Below are 17910 nucleotides of genomic sequence, written 5' to 3'. Positions count from 1 at the left end.
TTATGCCAATTTATGAGGTGAATATAAATGAATTTTCCGATGATGATTATACATTAATAGGAATTCATACTACTTTAGGAGAGTATAAATTAGCATATCTATTAAATAAACATTTGCAGGTTAAGTTTAATAGAGCGAGTTACGATTTAGACTTTATTAATAATGGTAGTCAATCATCTTATACAGTATATGAATATACCAATGCAAAACTATGTCAAGATTGGTTTTTAATAGCAAACGTATACAAGTCAACTATTGAATCAGAATCAATAAGTCTTTTTAATCAAAGTGATTCAATTACACGTTTGATACCAGAAAAGAAAAAGGTTGATTTTTTTTTAAAACTAGAAGGAGATTTTGATTATGACTCAATTCTAAAAATTATAGAAGTAATTAAACAAATTCCTCAAATTATAACCTCTTATCAAATAGAGGTAAACTCATTAAAATCGAAAGATTTTTTAATTTTTTAATTATATGCCACACAACAAGAAAACAAAAATTGTAGCAACATTAGGTCCAGCAACAAACACAAAAGAAATTTTGGCTAATATGGCAGCAGCTGGTGTAAATGTTTTTAGAATTAATTTTTCACATGCCGATTATGAAGTAGTAAAAGAACGTGTACGTCAAATACGTGAGATAAATGAAGAAAGAGGTTATAATGTAGCAATATTAGCAGATTTACAAGGTCCAAAGCTAAGAGTAGGTGTTATGCAAGATGGAGTGGAATTAAAAGCGGGAGACACCTTTAGTTTTACTACAGAAAAATGTGAAGGAACACAAGAGAAAGCTTTTATGACCTATCAGCGTTTTCCAAAAGATGTAAAGGTAGGAGAGAAGATTTTAGTTGATGATGGTAAGTTGATGTTTGAAGTAACAGCAACAGATAAAGAAAGTGAAGTTGTTACTAAAGTAATAGTTGGAGGAGCTTTAAAATCGAAAAAAGGAGTTAACCTTCCAAATACTAAAATTTCATTACCAGCTTTAACAGAAAAAGATAAAAAAGATGTAGTTTTTGCATTAGAGCAAGAAGTAGACTGGATTGCACTTTCGTTTGTAAGAACGCCAGAAGACTTACGTATTTTACGTGATATAATTAAACAGAAATCACGTTATAGAGTTCCTGTAATAGCAAAAATAGAAAAACCAGAAGCTGTTGAAAACATAGATGCTTTAATTCCGTATTGTGACGGATTAATGGTAGCTCGTGGTGATTTAGGGGTTGAAGTACCAATGCAAGATGTACCTTTAATACAAAAAATGTTAGTTCGTAGAGCTAAGCAAGCGAGGATTCCGGTAATTATAGCGACTCAAATGATGGAGACTATGATTGATAACTCTGTACCAACAAGAGCAGAGGTAAATGATGTAGCAAACTCTATTATGGATGGGGCAGATGCTGTAATGCTTTCAGGGGAAACTTCAGTAGGAAAACACCCAATAAGAGTTATTCAAAAAATGACTGAAATTATTGGAAGCGTAGAATTTTCAGATTTAATTGAAGTTCCACAAGAGCCACCACACATACGTACTAAAAGATTTATAACAAAATCAGTATGTCATCATGCAGCATTAATGGCTGATGATATTGATGCAGCAGCAATATCAACTTTAACCAATAGTGGATATACAGCTTTTCAAATTTCTGCTTGGAGACCAAAATCACACGTATTAGCGTTTTCATCTGAGAAAAGAATCTTAGGAAAGTTAAACCTTCTGTGGGGAGTTAGAGCCTATTTTTACGATAGAGAACTAAGTACCGATGATACTATTGAAGATATTAACGAAATAGCTAAAGAAAAAGGTTATGTAAAGACAGGAGATTTTATGATAAACTTATCATCAATGCCTGTAAAAGCAAAAGGTATGGTAAACACGTTACGTGTTTCTCATATTGACTAAATAAAGGTATTAAAAACACAAAAAATCCCTATCATAAATAAATGATAGGGATTTTTTACGGCTTACGCCTTCTTTTCAAAAGTAGCCAACTTTAAAGCATCTTTAATAAGTTTACCAGGTCTAAAAATAGTGCGTACACTTTTTATGTTACTAGCAGTTACCTTATCGGCAGTTTCACTACCTTCACTACTACCGCCAGCTTGTAAGGTAAAATAATCACCAGCATATACAATTTTACCATCAGCTACATCATTAGCTATTTTAGTAAATACTGTTTCTAGCACAGCAAGAATATCACCCTTGCTAACCGTAGAGGTTTCAGAAGCATATTTAGCTAAGTCATTTAACGAGGTTTTACCATTCCCAACAATATTTGCATAAAATTTTTCAGGTACTTGAGGGTCTCTTGGATTTCTTCTTTTTACTACAGTGAATTTCACAGCCATAATTTTTAATTTTTTAAGTTAATATTGTTTTTAAAATAACAAAAGTCATACCAAAATAACAGCTACTTTTCTAACACTTAACAACCTATAAAAACAACACACTAAGAAGACTTATAAAAAAGACCTTGACGTTTTTGTAAAAACATCAAGGTCTTTTCATCAAAACATCAAGGTGTTTTTAAAAAAAGATATAAGTCTTTTTATAACTACTCTAAAAACAATGCTTTTTTAGATGGCTTAAGAAAGCTTTTACTGGTTATAATTCAAGCTTTCGAGTACAAATAATAGCATCGTTAACTACAAAGGGCATTGGCATCATTATTTCACTTCTAGGTCGTATAGTAAACTTTGGGTGCGATAATAAATCATTAGATATTTCATTAATTACAATATCAGGTTGGGTATTTTTATTAATTGTAAAAGAAATAGTTAAATCTTTATCAGTATTCGCCATTTGATAAATTAATAGCGTTCCCTTACCGGTTGTAAAAGCTTCCCCTTTATCGTACAAAGTTCCATTAACAGTAAGATTAGTTAACTCTATTTGAGTGTTTGTGTACAACTCGTATTTATCAATGTTTCGCGTAGGCGCAATTGTGAATGAAACATTTCGGAGGTTATTAATAAGTGTATCCTTATTAATTTTAATATTAGAAATAGGAATGTTTTTATTTTCTGCTTTTTGATAATAATTAAAAGAAGTATTGTATTTACTTTTTCCCGCCATTAAATCGATACCACCTTGTTTAGATTCATCATTAAAATATTGTTTGGTATACCCATCTAAGGTTTTATTATGACTTGCCCAATAAGAGGTGTTAGTATCAGAATTTTGAATAAAAACTAAACTATTAGGCTTTTTCTTTTCTATTGAAAAACCGCTATTAAAAGTAGCAAGTACAAAGAATAGTAGCGCAAGAAAACCAGTCAACGTTTGCCATCCGTTTTTAGTTTTTTCCTGATAAAAAACAGGAAGTATCAACCCGAAAATAAACACTAAAAGTATGGCTGAAATAAATAATGTTTTTAAACCTAAGGCTACAGGAAATAATTGAATCATAGGAGCAATCATGTATATAGTAGGGATAGATATAATTGCAAACAACGTAGCTCTAGATGCTTTATTTATATTCATAAATAGCAAGATTGCTAAAATGAATAAAGAAGCAAAAACAGGAATAATAAAGAAACCCGCTTCTGGTAAATTCATATAAATTAAAACATTTATAATTAATCCAAAAGTTATAGGAGCAATTAGTAAATCGATGGCTTTGGCTTCTTTTAACTTATTATATACTTTAAAAAGAACCCAAAGATTTAAAAGAACAAAAGCAATAATGTATTGATATCCATTATAAGTAAAACCATGAAGTATATCGGTATATTGTGGATGGATAATTAATAATAATTGCCATAACCCGTATGATATACCTACGCATAGTACTAAAGATAGTATGTAAGGAATAAAACCTTTTAATACACCTATTACGGTCATCTTCTTCTTATATATACCAACTGCAATCAGTGCTATAAATAACAAAAAGGCAATGATTAGCATTGGCAGCACCCAAGAAAATGGATAGGTTAAAAGCTTTATAAAAGGAAAGTTTACATAAATATAATCTGTATCGCTATTCAGGTTGGTTAAATCAGCATTTGCAAAATAGTTTAACGAAGTGGTAAAATAATCCGCTTGATGTAAGAGTGTTTCTCTATTTAATCTTTCGTATGAATCTTGTTCAGTATGATAATCAAAATGATCATCAATAAAGGCAAAATTAAATCCGTTAATATTTCCTTTTTCTCTAAAAACAGTTAAATCGGTATCGTTAGGAAGTTTTTTATATACACCATACATTAAAGAGTTAGCTGCAGGGTAATTGGGGTTTGCATTTAAAAACTCAGTTAATAATGTTTTGTTTTTCCCGTTAGTCTCCATTAACATATAACTTGAACCACCGCTACCACGAGCTTCAAAATTTAGCACTAACCCAACATCTTTTGCCCAAGGATGATTTTCAACAAAAGCTTGTGCGCCTAAAAGTCCTAATTCTTCAGCATCCGAAAAAAGTATAATAATATCGTTTTTAGGTGTCTTATTTGCGGCTAGGTAAGCTCTTATACCTTCTAAAATAGTTACCACACCAGAGCCAGCGTCACTTGCACCTAAAGAAGAGTGTGGATTAGAGTCATAATGAGTTAAAAGTAATAAAGCTTTGCCGTTCTCAGTTCCTTTAATTTTAGCAATGATATTTTCTGTAGTAGTTGCTGCTCTCCATTTTTTATTAATAGCAGTTTGATATTGAATTTCAGGCTCTAAATTCAGTTTTTTCAACTCTTGTACCAGATAATTTTGCACATTTTTGTGTTCTTCAGATCCAGTATGATGCGGCTTTTGAGAAATGTTTTTTAAATGATACAGTGCATTATCAATTGAAAATTCAGTAGCACTAATTTCTTTTTTTGAAGAGGTTACACTGGGTATTATATCGTTAAAGCTCCAATAAACAGTTAAAATAATGATGAGAACTGCCAGGTAATTTCTTGATGATTTCATAGTTGGATTTTAGTATTTATAAAAGTAAGTAATTTATTTTTTAAGAAGAAAAAACATAATCAATTAAAAATCAGTATATTTAAGAGTAAAATTTAAGATTATGGCAATTAAAAGTTTTCAAGGAAAGAGATCGAGTACACCCCAAGAAGAGAAGGTACCAATGTTGGTTTCAGATTATATGAGTACAAAATTAATTACGTTTAAAGAAGAACAATCTATTGAAGATGTAATAGATGTACTTATAAAGCATAAAATATCAGGAGGGCCTGTTGTTAATAAAAAAAATGAATTGGTAGGAATTATTTCAGAAGGTGACTGTATAAAACAAATATCAGAAAGCAGGTATTACAACTCACCAACAGGTAAGAACAATACCGTTGGAAAAGCTATGGTGAAGGAAGTTGAAACGATTGATGGTAACATGAATATTTTAGATGCTGCCAATAAATTTTTACAATCACGTAGAAGACGCTTTCCCATTGTTGAAAATGGTAAGCTAGCAGGACAAATCAGTCAAAAAGACGTGCTTATTGCAGCTATGAAATTAAAAGGAAATACATGGAAGTAGTTAATCTTGCTTAACTAATAAATATAGTTCATTTTCTAATACTAAATATCCTTGGTCATACACATAAAAATAGGTGTTGCCTGTTTTTGTTGTATAAAGAGATGTAATAAATTTAAAGTCAAAACCTCTATCAAATAATTTACGTCGCGTTACTTTAGTTTTACCAGAAGTATTTAATTCGGAAAGAATTTTATAGTTCTTTCGTAAGCGGTTGTTGGTGTTTCGTATTAGGTTCTTACTTTCTTTATTAACTTTATTATTAAAAGCGTTTCGGCAGTAATCAGAACAAAACTTCTTGTCAACCCTACCAATTACTTTTTCTCCACACTCCAAACATTGCTTATTGCTCATAATCTGTTTTTTTAAGTTCGTACCAGTTAACATCTACACCCTTATAACCAAACTGGTTTATAAACTGTAATCCTATTTTTTGTAGAATTTTGTTAGAACCAATATTTTCTACATCAGCTGCACCATAAATAATATCATAATTCATTTCGTTAAAGCCAAAGTCTAAACAAGCAAAAGCAGCTTCTGAGGCAAAACCTTTACCCCAAAAACGCGGAATAAAACGATAACCAATATCAATAAAATTCGTAAAACCGTTCAAGCTTTCTTTTTCTCCTTGATTAAGCTTTAACCCAGACCATCCAATAAAATCACCCGAAGCTTTTTCAAAAGCAGCAAACCTACCAATACCTCTTTCTTTATATTGCTCTTCAAAAAAGGTTATAATGTCTTCAGCTTGCTTGTAAGTTGTAATAGGGTTCTTTCCTAAATATTTATGCACTTCAGCGTTTGAGTCTAACTCAAAAATTCCTTCAGTTTCACTTTCTCTAAACTCTCTTAAAATTAAACGTTCGGTTTCTAAATAAAATTTCATGCTAAATATTTGGTTTCAAAGGTATAAAATATAATTAAACGATTACATTCAATTACAAACGAAAACAAATGGTTGCTAACCGTTTTTAATTTGCATGCTGTATCATCTTTGCAGTGTCAATTCATTTGAATGACAAATTCTTAACTGTTTAACATTAAAACAAATATTATGAACGCACTAAAAAACAGAGTACAGTTAATAGGTAATTTAGGAAACACACCAGAAATCATTACTCTTGAAAGTGGAAAGAAACTAGCAAAGTTTGCTATTGCAACTAATGAAACGTATAAAAATGCACAAGGAGAAAAGATAACCGATACACAATGGCATAATGTGGTTGCATGGAATAAAACAGCAGAGATTATAGAAAAATATTTAGAAAAAGGAAAAGAAGTGATGATAGAAGGGAGGCTTACTTCACGTTCTTTTGAAGATAAAGAAGATAATAAGCGTTATATAACAGAAGTAGTTTGTAATGAATTGTTAATGCTAGGAAATAAATAAGTGGGTAAGTTGTTGAAAAAGAGACTAATAAAAGAGCCTAAGAAAATAGGTTTTTTTTTTTTGAAAAAAAGATAAGGTAGTATTTAAAAAATACTTACTTTTGCCGGCCATTCCCCCGACCATATCTAATTCGTAAGAATACTCTATACCCATTATTAATTATATAATTACTTATATGAGAAAGTATTTTTTAGTAGTTTTTTTATTGTCGTCTTTTAATTTCTATGCTCAACGAGAAGTATGCGAATCTCCTGATGAATCTTTGATTGATGTTAATAGTATAACAAAATGTACTATTGAACCAATAAAAAACTCAAAGAAAAAAGCAGATAGACAAATTAAAGTTAAAATATCTGCAAGTAAAAGATATCTTAAAAAAAGAGTTGTTAAAAAAAAGGCACAAGCTATAAGCTCAGTTAGTACTTTAAATGTTAATGATGTTTCTGCTTCTGAAGATGTGAAGATAGAAAATGAAGAGATTGCTAAGAAAACATCAGGTTATAAAAACAATTTAACAAGGATAACAGAGATGTTATCAAAAGAAGAATTATCTGAGGCAAAAAAACTTTATTATACAGAAAAAATACCATCTTTTGATAAATGTAAAAACGCGAAGAAAAAAGACAGACTTGATTGTTTTAATCTAGAGATGGTTAATCACATTAATAAACACTTCCGCTATCCAGGAGAAGCAGTAAGAAACCAAATTCAAGGAGAAGTTTGGATTCGTTTCGTTATAGATAGAGATGGTTATGTAACAAATATTAAAACTTTAGGCCCTGACGGAGGAGAAATCCTTAATGAAGAAGCAAAACGAGTGGTATCTATGCTACCTCGCTTCGAACCAGGAAAAAATAAAGGAAAACGTGTGCCTGTAAAATATGGTTTTCCAATAAACTTTTCATTAGAAGAATAAAAATCAATTAAATTTAAAATGTTAAAAAAACAATTAGTAATGATTGTTTTTACCTTAGCTGCTATAACAAGTTATGCTCAGGTAAAAATATCAGGTTCGGTGTATGATGAATATTTAGAGCCGTTTTACAATGCGAAAATTTCAAACGGTGAAACTTTTACAGTTTCAGATGAAGAAGGAAACTTTTCAATCGTTTTATCAAGTAATACGTTACCTCAAACATTAACAATTTCTGCTTTTGGATTTAAAACAGAAGAGGTTTCAATTATTTCTTTTGAGAAAAAGATAAACGTAGTTTTGAAAGAAAACCTTCTGTTAGATCAAGTGGTTATATCAGCTTCTAGAACTCCAGAAAAAATTATTGAATCTCCTGTTACCATAGAAAGGCTAGGGTTAACTGATATTAAAAAAAATAGCTCAAATTCTTTTTATGATGGATTAGCTAATTTAAAAGGAGTTGATGCCAGAGAAGTTAGTTATGGTTACAAATCTATAAACACCAGAGGTTTTGCCGATTTTAATAATTCAAGATTTGTTCAGCTAGTAGATGGTATGGATACAGCAGCACCAGCTTTAAATACTAGTGCTGGTAATTTATCTGGTGTTTCTGAACTAGATATTTTAAGTGTAGAGATATTACCAGGAGCATCTTCGGCTTTATATGGTGCCAATGCTTATAATGGTATTATGATAATGGATACTAAAAACCCATTTAACCATACAGGTGTAAGTGTTTTAGTAAAGGGAGGAATGACTAGTCAAGAAGCGGCAGGCAACAACCCTTTTTATGATGTTAGTACTCGAATGGCATATAAGTTTAGTGATGCTTTTGCAGCAAAAGTAAACTTCTCTTATTTTGAAGCAGAAGAGTGGCATGCTACCGATAATAGAAACAAAAGAATTGACACTAATGAGATTATTGACGGAAGCTTTGATGCTTCTCAAAGTTTAGATTACGATGGTGTCAACATGTATGGAGACGAAGATTTTGCAGACTTAGCAAGCTCAACTCCTATACTTGTATATTTAGGGTATTTACCAGCATCATCGTTAGATGAAGATTCTACATTAAATTTTCCAGTAGGAACACATATTAGTAGAAAAGGATATTCAGAAAGAGAATTAGTTAGAGATTACAAGTCTAAAAACTTAAAATTTTCTACCTCATTGCATTACAGACCTTTTAAAGATGAATCGTTAGAAATTCAGTTAGCTACAAGAATAGCAATGGGTGATAATATGTTTCAAGGGGCAGCATCAAGATTTGCACAACGCAACTATTATATAGGGCAGTCTAAGTTAGAGGTAAAAGGAGATAATTTCTTTGTAAGAGGATATTATACACGTAATGATGCAGGAGATAGTTACGATTTAACAAGCACAGCTCAAAGATTAAACTCATTAGCAGACGCTAAAATTCCTGTTTTATCTGGTACAAATTACATACCAACTTGGGGAGATTACTACGCAGAACAATATATGGCTCTTATAAATAATGATCCATCTCTTATAGGAGCTTCTGGAAATGCTTTTAACGTTAACGATGTTGATCCAAGAGTTATAGCAATGTCTAGAGAATATGCAGATCAATTTAGATTAAATCCAGGTACTGCTGAATTTACGAACGGATTTAACTCAATTACATCAACATTAATAACTGAAGGAGGGAGTAAAATTTACGACAAAAGTGCTTATGCGCATGTAGATGCAAACTATAACTTTAGAAGTTTAGTTAATGATTGGGCTGATATCCAAATAGGAGGTTCATATAGAAACTATAATCCAGAATCAAAAGGAACAATATTTAATGATGCTAACGAAGAAATAAATATTGAAGAATACGGTTTCTATACACAACTTCAAAAGAAATTTTTAAATGAAAGATTAAAGTTTACAGGTTCTATCCGTTACGATAAATCTGAAAACTTTTCAGCAAACTATTCACCGAGGTTAGCGCTTAACTATGCTTTAGGAGAGGAAAAATTGCATATAATTAGAGCATCATATCAAACAGGATTTAGAAATCCAACAATTCAAGAGCAGTACATGTTCGCTCCATCAGCTAGAAAAATTACCGTAGGTTCTACAGCTGATAACCTAAGAAGAATAGGAATACCTACTGTTAGCAGATATGAAGATCCTACAACAGGTGGTACTGTAACAGAAAATTCTATTACAACAGGAGATGATATAATTAATAATGCTTTATTAACAAGATCTGTATATGATTTAGGTTTTATTGATGAGAGAGGACAAAATATTAAATCTGAATATAAAGAAATACAAGCAGAAGAAGTTAGAACATTTGAGTTAGGGTATAGAAGTCTTTTAAATATAAATAATACTAATTTAGATATAGACTTTAATGCATTTTATAGTGTACACAACGATTTTGTGTTTTTCCAAGATGTGGTGGTGCCAAATATAGGAAACGTAATAGCAACAGGTCAATTAGATCCTTTAGCTGCTGAAGCAATTAGAACAGGAAGTGTAACTGAGTTTAACTTAATTACGAATGCTAAATCTAAGATTAATTCTTACGGTATTGGTATTGGTTTCAATACAAAGTTATTTAGAAATTTCAATATAGGTGCAAATTATAATTTCACAGATTTTGAAATGAAAGAAGACTTAGATTTTGGATCTTTTGAGCCTAATTTTAATACCCCAAAACATAGTGCTAAAATTCAGTTTGGAAATGAAAAGCTTTTCAAAAATTTTGGATTTAATATCAATGCAAGATGGACTGATAAATATAGATGGGTTTCAACTTTTGTAAAAGGTAATGTTGATGCAAGAACTGTTTTAGATGCACAATTAAATTATCGTATTCCTAGTTTAAAATCTAAGTTTAAAATTGGAGGTACAAATTTATTCGGTAAAGAATACCAACATGCTCCAGGGTTAGGGAACATAGGTAGGTTATATTACCTTTCTTGGATTATTAATAACTAAAAAAGAAGTTATTATTCACACAAAAAAACGAGCTAATTTAATTAGCTCGTTTTTTTGGTTAAAAATTCATACTTAACTGAATACGTTTTCTTACAGTGTCCACCTCCAATATCTTAACTTGAACGTGTTGATGCAAGCTTACATGCTCATTTACATCTTTAACAAACGTATTAGATAAATTAGATACGTGTACTAAACCACTTTCTTTAATGCCTATATCAACAAAGCAACCAAAATTGGTAATGTTATTTACAATTCCGGGTAGTACCATGCCTGTTTGTATATCATCTATTGTTTTAATATGTTCGTTAAAACTAAAGGCTTTGGCTTTTTTACGAGGGTCTAAACCAGGTTTTTCTAACTCTTTTACTATATCTTGTAGCGTAGGTAACCCGTAAGAATCGGTTACATATTGCTGAAGCTTAATTTGTTTTAAAACAGAAGAATTACCAATCAAGTCATCTACTTTTTTACCAATATCTTTGGCTATTTGTTTTACTAAGGAATAACGTTCAGGATGTACAGCAGAGTCATCTAATGGATTATTACCATTTTTAACACGTAGAAAACCAGCCGATTGCTCGAATGCTTTTCCTCCTAAACGAGGAACTTTTTTAATAGCAGTTCTATCGGTAAAAGTTCCATTTTCATTTCTGTAATTCACTATGTTTTCAGCCAATTTAGGTCCAATTCCAGAAACATAACTTAATAAAGAAGCACTAGCAGTATTAATATTAACACCTACTTTGTTTACACAATGTTCTACTACAGTGTCTAGTGATTTTTTTAATTGTGTTTGATCTACATCGTGTTGGTATTGACCTACACCAATCGATTTGGCTTCAATCTTTACCAGCTCAGCTAAAGGGTCAGCTAATCTACGACCTATTGAAACTGCACCACGAACCGTTACATCATAATTCGGAAACTCATCTCGTGCAATTTTAGAAGCAGAATAAATAGAAGCACCAGCTTCACTTACAACAAATACTTCTATATCATTTTTAAAGTGGATACGTTTCACCAAGCGTTCAGTTTCTCTTGAAGCAGTTCCGTTACCTATAGCAATAGCTTCTATTTTATAAGCATCTGTTAAAGAGCTAAGTTTGTTCATTGCTTCTTTGGATTGGTGTTGAGGTGCGTGCGGAAAAATAGTTTCGTTATGTAATAACTTTCCTTGTTCACTTAAACAAACCACTTTACAACCCGTTCTAAATCCAGGGTCGATAGCTAAAATTCGTTTTCCACCTAATGGAGAACCTAATAATAATTGTTTCAGGTTTTTAGCAAATACTTTAATGGCGCTTTCATCTGCCTTTTCTTTAGCTATAGACAAAGCTTCATTTGATAACGCAGGAAAAATTAAACGCTTATAAGCATCAGTAATTGCTAATTCAATTTGTTCAGTACATTCGTTATGCGAACGAATAATTCTGTCTTCCATTTTTTGAAGTGCTCGTTCATCATCAATACTAATTTTTATACGAATAAAACCTTCTTTTTCGGCACGTAAAATAGCTAGCAATCGATGCGAGGGAATTCTACTTAGATTTTCCTCCCAATCAAAGTAATCTTTAAATTTTTGGGCAGCATCCTCGTCTTTTTTAGTTTTGATAACCTTGGTAGCAATGGTGGCAAAACGCTCTAACTGGTAACGAATGTTATTACGGATATCCGTTCGTTCGTTAATCCATTCAGAAATAATATGGCGAGCGCCTTCTAACGCTTTTTCTTCAGATTCTACTTCGTTGTTTATATATTTTGAAGCCGTGTATTCCAAATCGTTTACTCGCTGACTCATAATCATCTTCGCCAATGGTTCTAAACCGTTTTTACGAGCTGTTTCTGCTTTGGTTTTACGTTTCTTTTTATAGGGAAGGTAAATATCTTCTAGGGTAGTTAAATCTTCTGTCTTTTCAATTTTTGCTTTTAACTCATCGGTTAAAACTTCTTGCTCTTCTAAAGCTTTTAAAATTGCTGTCTTTCGTTTTTCTAAGGCTTCAAATTGTTCTTTAAGTTGTACAATTTGTCCTATTTCAACTTCATCTAAATTACCTGTTTTTTCTTTTCGGTAACGGGAAATAAAAGGAATGGTACAATCTTCATTTAATAATTCAATCGTATTTTGAATTGATTTTTGTGAGATTTGCGTACGAGAGGTTATATAGGAGATAAGTTGCATTGAAAAATTATTTTAAATAAAAAATCTCGCATGAATAGCGAGGTTTCAAATATAGTAAAAGGTTAATTTATCTTGTGAATTTTCTTAAGTGATATGTTTTGTCGCTAGGGGTATAATCACTTCTAATATAAAAATCTTTATATTTAAAAATAGTGTAGCCAATATCACTTTTTCTAGGGGTACTTTTTATTTTATCAAAAATATTCCTAGCTATTTTGGTGTCTTTAATGTGTTCAAAACGTGTGTCAAATAAACATTCAATTTGAGTTGATTTTGTATTATTGAAAGAGTTATATGCAAACATAATAGGATTAAAATAAAGGTTCACATTTACACCTCCTAGATTAGCTATTGGTCCACCTACACCTCCAAACCCTGCCATCATCATTGGAGCAGTAGATCGTTGTTCAACATACCCCCCTAAAGTAAACAAGTAACTGTTTTTATTTTTAATGACTGAAACACCAATTTTACCAGTAGTTATTTTACGTAAAAATTTCTTGGTTTTTTCTAGCTCTCTATAACCGTTATATAAACCTCCTTTTTGAATGATTGGAGAGTTTTTAAAGAGTATTTCCTCGTCTTTACTAGCAGCATATTCTTTTATGAAATTCCCAGTTGCTAAGTCTAAGATGTACATTGATAAAACATCCTTTGTAGCTGCTACTACGGCTATTTTATTGTCAAAAATAAAAGAATTGGTTTTTTTTCTTCCTGATTTAATATTAGAAAGAGGTTTGTTAAAAATTGCTGTTGAAACTTTATAGTTTGTTAAGTTTACAGTAAATAATTGAGTTATATTTTTATTATTATCAAAAGAAAAAATAAGGTTATTATCTTTTAAATACATTTTGGCAGTCTCAGAAACTGACTCAATTGAGTTAGGCGTATTTTCTTCAAACTTTTTGATAGGTGAGTAGTTAAAAGGTAATAACAAATCTACAACTCTTACTTTTTTATTCTTTTCGTTAAGAAGTCTTAGCTCAGAAATGTCTAGTGGAATATATTGTAAGTTACCATCTTCATTAATATAGTTTAGATATACACTGCCATTTATTTTATTTCCCGAAATGATATAAAACTTATTTTTTAATGATATTGTTTGGATAAAAGTTTGTCCAGAAGGAAGTAAAAACTCTTTTACGGTGTTTTTTTTATTGTTAAAAGAAAAACTTACAGCAGCAAACTGTGTGTTACTTTTATTGGTTAGAAATATTTTATATTCATTATTGTAAATACTGCTTCCTAAAAGTATTTTATACTTCCTTTTTTTAGTTTCTGATGAAAGTTGACCAGTTAATTTAAATTCATCATTAAATTTATATGCGTAGACATTTTTAGCGTCAGCAATTAAAATAGCTAAATCATTATTTTTTGTGTTTACAACAGGAATTACATCTTTAATATCTGTTGAGTTTTCTTTTAAAAAGTTTTTAAAACTAGTAATTTCTGTTTGAGCAAATAAAGAATTACACATAAACCCTATTAAAAATAGGATGTTGATACAATTTTTTTTCATTTTAGTTATTAAGAGGTATAAAAAAACTCGCAAATTTTGCGAGGTTTTTTTATATAATAAATACAGTTTTTTGTTTAAGCAATAAACTCTCCGTTATTAACCTTTTCAGAAGGTTGAACAAAAGCTAATTTACCCTCAGGAGTATCTGTCATTAAAATCATTCCTTGACTTTCTACACCACGTAATTTTCTAGGAGCTAAATTACATAATACAGACACTTGCTGACCAACGATATCTTCTGGTTTAAAGCTTTCTGCAATACCAGAAACAATGGTACGTGTGTCAATACCTACATCTACGGTAAGTTTTAGTAGTTTTTTTGTCTTAGCCACTTTTTCAGCAGCAACAATAGTCCCTATTCGAATATCCATTTTGGTAAAGTCGTCAAATTGGATAGTTTCTTTTTGAGGTTCTACTACTTTATTAGCAGCTTCATTTGCTTTCTTGGTAGCTTCTAACTTGTCTAGCTGTGTTTGAATTGTAGTATCTTCAATTTTAGAAAATAATAATTCAGCTTTATTAATTTGATGATCTGCTGGTAGTAAAATGTCTTTTTCAGCTACATCATTCCAAGCAAGTGTAGTATCAATATTTAAAATTGACTTTAACTTACTTGAAGTAAACGGTAAAAAAGGTTCTGATAACACTGCTAAACCTGCTGCGATTTGCAAGGCAACGTTCATAATAGTTTTGGTGCGCTCTTCGTCAACTTTAATTACTTTCCATGGTTCTTCGTCAGCTAAGTACTTATTACCTAAACGCGCTAAATTCATCATTTCTTGAGAAGCTTCTCTAAAACGATAACGTTCTATAGATTTTGCAATAATGTTTGGGAACTCTTTTAATTGCTCTAAGGTATCTTTATCAACTTCAGATAAATCACCAGCAGCAGGAATCACTCCATTATAGTATTTGTTTGTTAATACTACCACACGGTTAATAAAGTTCCCAAAAATAGCAACTAGCTCGTTATTGTTTTTTGCTTGAAAATCTTTCCAAGTAAAATCGTTGTCTTTATTCTCAGGAGCATTGGCTGTTAAGGTATAACGTAACACATCTTGTTGGTTAGGAAATTCTTCCAGATACTCATGTAACCAAACTGCCCAGTTTTTAGAAGTAGATAATTTATTTCCTTCTAAGTTTAAAAACTCGTTAGCTGGTACATTTTCAGGTAAAATAAAATCGCCATGCGCTTTTAACATTGCAGGGAAAATAATACAGTGAAATACAATATTATCTTTACCAATAAAGTGGACTAATTTAGTATCATCTTTTTTCCAATAGTCTTCCCAATTTTTACCTTCGCGTTCCGCCCATTCTTTGGTAGAAGAGATGTACCCGATTGGTGCATCAAACCAAACATACAATACTTTTCCGTCAGCACCTTCAACAGGAACAGGAATTCCCCAATCTAAATCACGGGTTACAGCACGAGGGCGTAATCCGTCATCAATCCAAGATTTACATTGCCCTAATACATTAGGTTTCCAATCATTTTTATGTCCCTCTAAAATCCATTCGCGTAAAAAAGCTTCGTGTTTATCTAAAGGTAAAAACCAATGTTTAGTTTCTTTTAAGGTAGGAACATTTCCTGTAATTGCTGATTTAGGGTTGATTAAATCGGTAGCGTTATGACTGGTTCCACACTTTTCACATTGATCTCCGTAACTTTCTTCATTTCCACATTTAGGGCAGGTACCAATAACAAAGCGATCAGCTAAAAACTGATTCGCTTCTTCGTCATATAGTTGTTGCGTAACTTCTTCAATAAATTGACCATCGTTATATAATTTTGTAAAAAAATCAGAAGCTGTTTTATGATGAATTTCAGCTGAAGTACGTGAATAATTATCAAAAGAAATTCCAAAATCTTCAAATGATTTTTTAATGATTCCGTTATATTTATCAATAATATCCTGTGGAGTAACACCTTCTTTTTTAGCACGCATTGGTATTGCAACTCCATGTTCATCAGAACCACAAATATAGGCTACGTCTTTTCCTTTTTGACGCAGATAACGCGCATAAATATCTCCAGGAACATACACCCCTGCTAAATGTCCAATATGGATTGGGCCATTTGTATAAGGTAATGCTGCTGTAATTGTATATCTTTTTGGTGTACTCATGTTTTTCTACTAAAATTAAAGCGCAAAAGTACGAAAAAGCAATTTTTTATACTGTTATAAATTAGGTACATTTGATGGAATTTAGACTTTTAAGATCAAGAAAAGAGACTTGTTTATGGAAAAAAGAATTTTTACCTTATTTTTTATACTGATAATTACATCAGTCTATGCGCAAAATGAAACGATGAAGTTAACTACACCACCATACTTGCAAAAGGGAGATACGATTGCAATTGTTGCTCCTGCAGGAATTTTAAAGAACCGTAAGCATACAATTGATAAAGCTAAAATATTAGCAGAAAGTTGGGGGTTAAAAGTGGTGTATGGTAAAAATATGTTTAATCAGAATAATCATTTTTCGGGCACTGATGACGAACGATGTCAAGATTTTCAAGATGCATTAGATGATCCGAATATTAAGGCTATTTGGAGTGCACGAGGCGGATATGGTTCTGTAAGAATTTTAGATAAATTGGATTTTACCAAGTTTAAAAAACATCCAAAATGGATTGTTGGGTATTCTGATGTTACAGCGTTTCATAATCACATTCATAATTTGGGTGTTGAAACTTTACATGCAATGATGGGTACGAGTATGGAAGAAAAAGCAGAAGAAATAGTACAAACCATAGCAACTTTTAAAAAAGCATTATTTGGAGAAAAATTAAGTTATAAAGTTGCTGCTTCAAACAAGAATAGAGTAGGAAGGGTTTCAGGTGAGTTAGTAGGTGGTAATATTGCTATTTTAGCTTCTATGTTAGGGTCAGATAGTCAAATTTCTGCAGATGGAAAAGTTTTGTTTATTGAAGAAATAGGAGAATATAAGTATTCGATAGATAGAATGTTACAAAGCTTAAAGCGGGCAGGGTATTTTACTAAAGTTAAAGCGATTATTGTTGGTGATATGACTAAGATTAAGAGAAATACCACTCCATGGGGAAGTTCAATAGAACAATTAATTTTAGAGGTTATTCCTAAGGATATTCCTGTGCTATTTAATTTTCCGGCTGGTCACGAACCAGACAATAGAGCATTGATAATGGGTAGAGAAGTTAAATTATCGATAAGTAAAAATAAGCAGTGTTTGGTAGAATTTAATTAACTGTTTTTTGTTTTACATGTGTTTATTCCTAATAACTTATATAGTGAGCAAAAGTTTATTAAACTGGTAACCAAAAGTATAATTGCTAATACAAGTAAGATATTACCAAAAATTCCTGTAATAAATTCAAAGTAAGATAACGTAGCTATTATTAGAGCAATTAAAGTTCTAATAGCTTTATCAGTGTTTCCCATGTTTTTTTTCATGATAAAAAGATTTAAGGTTACTCAAATATAAATTTTTT

Annotated in this window: 15 protein-coding genes; 7 read left to right on the top strand and 8 right to left on the bottom strand. The window is 31.2% G+C overall.

Going from position 1 to position 17910, the window contains the following annotated elements:
* Positions 1–2 precede the first annotated feature (2 nt).
* Both MK851_RS00525 and pyk read left to right on the top strand, forming a co-directional pair.
* Positions 3–473 (top strand): IPExxxVDY family protein, encoded by a 471-nt coding sequence (locus MK851_RS00525; protein WP_320240566.1) that lies wholly within the window; start codon positions 3–5, stop codon positions 471–473.
* Between the two features lie 4 nt (positions 474–477).
* A complete protein-coding gene (pyk, locus tag MK851_RS00520; RefSeq protein ID WP_320240564.1) occupies positions 478–1905 on the top strand; it encodes a pyruvate kinase in 1428 nt (475 codons plus the stop codon).
* Positions 1906–1967: 62 nt separating this feature from the next.
* On the opposite strand, the gene MK851_RS00515 is transcribed toward pyk, so the two are convergent.
* Positions 1968–2351: a DNA-binding protein gene (locus MK851_RS00515; RefSeq protein WP_303505748.1), complete on the bottom strand. Its 384-nt coding sequence runs from the start codon at positions 2349–2351 to the stop codon at positions 1968–1970.
* Between the two features lie 256 nt (positions 2352–2607).
* Entirely contained in the window at positions 2608–4908 is a 2301-nt protein-coding gene (locus MK851_RS00510; protein WP_320240562.1) for a M20/M25/M40 family metallo-hydrolase, read from the bottom strand.
* Between the two features lie 100 nt (positions 4909–5008).
* Here MK851_RS00510 and MK851_RS00505 point away from each other — a divergent pair, with 100 nt between their 5' ends.
* Positions 5009–5476 carry a CBS domain-containing protein gene (locus MK851_RS00505; protein WP_303505746.1) on the top strand — a complete coding sequence of 156 codons (468 nt, stop codon included), beginning with the start codon at positions 5009–5011 and terminating at the stop codon, positions 5474–5476.
* On the opposite strand, the gene MK851_RS00500 is transcribed toward MK851_RS00505, so the two are convergent.
* Positions 5477–5827 (bottom strand): hypothetical protein, encoded by a 351-nt coding sequence (locus MK851_RS00500; RefSeq protein WP_303505745.1) that lies wholly within the window; start codon positions 5825–5827, stop codon positions 5477–5479.
* A complete protein-coding gene (locus MK851_RS00495) occupies positions 5817–6359 on the bottom strand; it encodes a GNAT family N-acetyltransferase (protein ID WP_303505743.1) in 543 nt (180 codons plus the stop codon). The genes MK851_RS00500 and MK851_RS00495 overlap by 11 nt, the downstream gene beginning before the upstream one ends.
* A 168-nt stretch (positions 6360–6527) precedes the next feature.
* On the opposite strand from MK851_RS00495, the gene MK851_RS00490 reads away from it, so the two are divergent.
* The 3 genes from MK851_RS00490 (at position 6528) to MK851_RS00480 (ending at position 10734) form a co-directional block, all read left to right on the top strand.
* A complete protein-coding gene (locus tag MK851_RS00490; protein ID WP_303505741.1) occupies positions 6528–6863 on the top strand; it encodes a single-stranded DNA-binding protein in 336 nt (111 codons plus the stop codon).
* Positions 6864–7038: 175 nt separating this feature from the next.
* Entirely contained in the window at positions 7039–7779 is a 741-nt protein-coding gene (locus tag MK851_RS00485; RefSeq protein ID WP_303505738.1) for an energy transducer TonB, read from the top strand.
* A gap of 18 nt (positions 7780–7797) precedes the next feature.
* Positions 7798–10734, top strand: coding sequence for a TonB-dependent receptor plug domain-containing protein (locus MK851_RS00480; protein WP_320240558.1), 2937 nt, complete (start codon positions 7798–7800; stop codon positions 10732–10734).
* A 58-nt stretch (positions 10735–10792) separates the two neighbouring features.
* Here the strand turns inward: MK851_RS00480 and MK851_RS00475 are convergent, their stop codons facing one another.
* From MK851_RS00475 to metG, 3 genes are all read right to left on the bottom strand, one after another.
* A complete protein-coding gene (locus MK851_RS00475; RefSeq protein WP_320240556.1) occupies positions 10793–12916 on the bottom strand; it encodes a Tex family protein in 2124 nt (707 codons plus the stop codon).
* A gap of 67 nt (positions 12917–12983) precedes the next feature.
* Positions 12984–14435 carry a hypothetical protein gene (locus tag MK851_RS00470; protein WP_320240555.1) on the bottom strand — a complete coding sequence of 484 codons (1452 nt, stop codon included), beginning with the start codon at positions 14433–14435 and terminating at the stop codon, positions 12984–12986.
* Positions 14436–14509: 74 nt separating this feature from the next.
* Positions 14510–16564, bottom strand: a complete 2055-nt coding sequence (metG, locus tag MK851_RS00465) for a methionine--tRNA ligase (RefSeq protein ID WP_320240553.1) — start codon at positions 16562–16564, stop codon at positions 14510–14512.
* Between the two features lie 115 nt (positions 16565–16679).
* On the opposite strand from metG, the gene MK851_RS00460 reads away from it, so the two are divergent.
* Positions 16680–17666 carry an LD-carboxypeptidase gene (locus tag MK851_RS00460; protein ID WP_320240551.1) on the top strand — a complete coding sequence of 329 codons (987 nt, stop codon included), beginning with the start codon at positions 16680–16682 and terminating at the stop codon, positions 17664–17666.
* Here the strand turns inward: MK851_RS00460 and MK851_RS00455 are convergent.
* On the bottom strand, positions 17663–17872 hold the full coding sequence (locus MK851_RS00455; protein ID WP_320240549.1) for a DUF2892 domain-containing protein: 210 nt from the start codon (positions 17870–17872) through the stop codon (positions 17663–17665). The genes MK851_RS00460 and MK851_RS00455 overlap by 4 nt on opposite strands.
* Between the last annotated feature and the right edge of the window lie 38 nt (positions 17873–17910).

Source organism: Tenacibaculum sp. 1B UA, from assembly GCF_033978845.1.
Lineage (GTDB): Bacteria > Bacteroidota > Bacteroidia > Flavobacteriales > Flavobacteriaceae > Polaribacter.
Note: the sequence above shows the minus strand (reverse complement) of the source record. Positions and strands in the feature narration are given on the sequence as shown.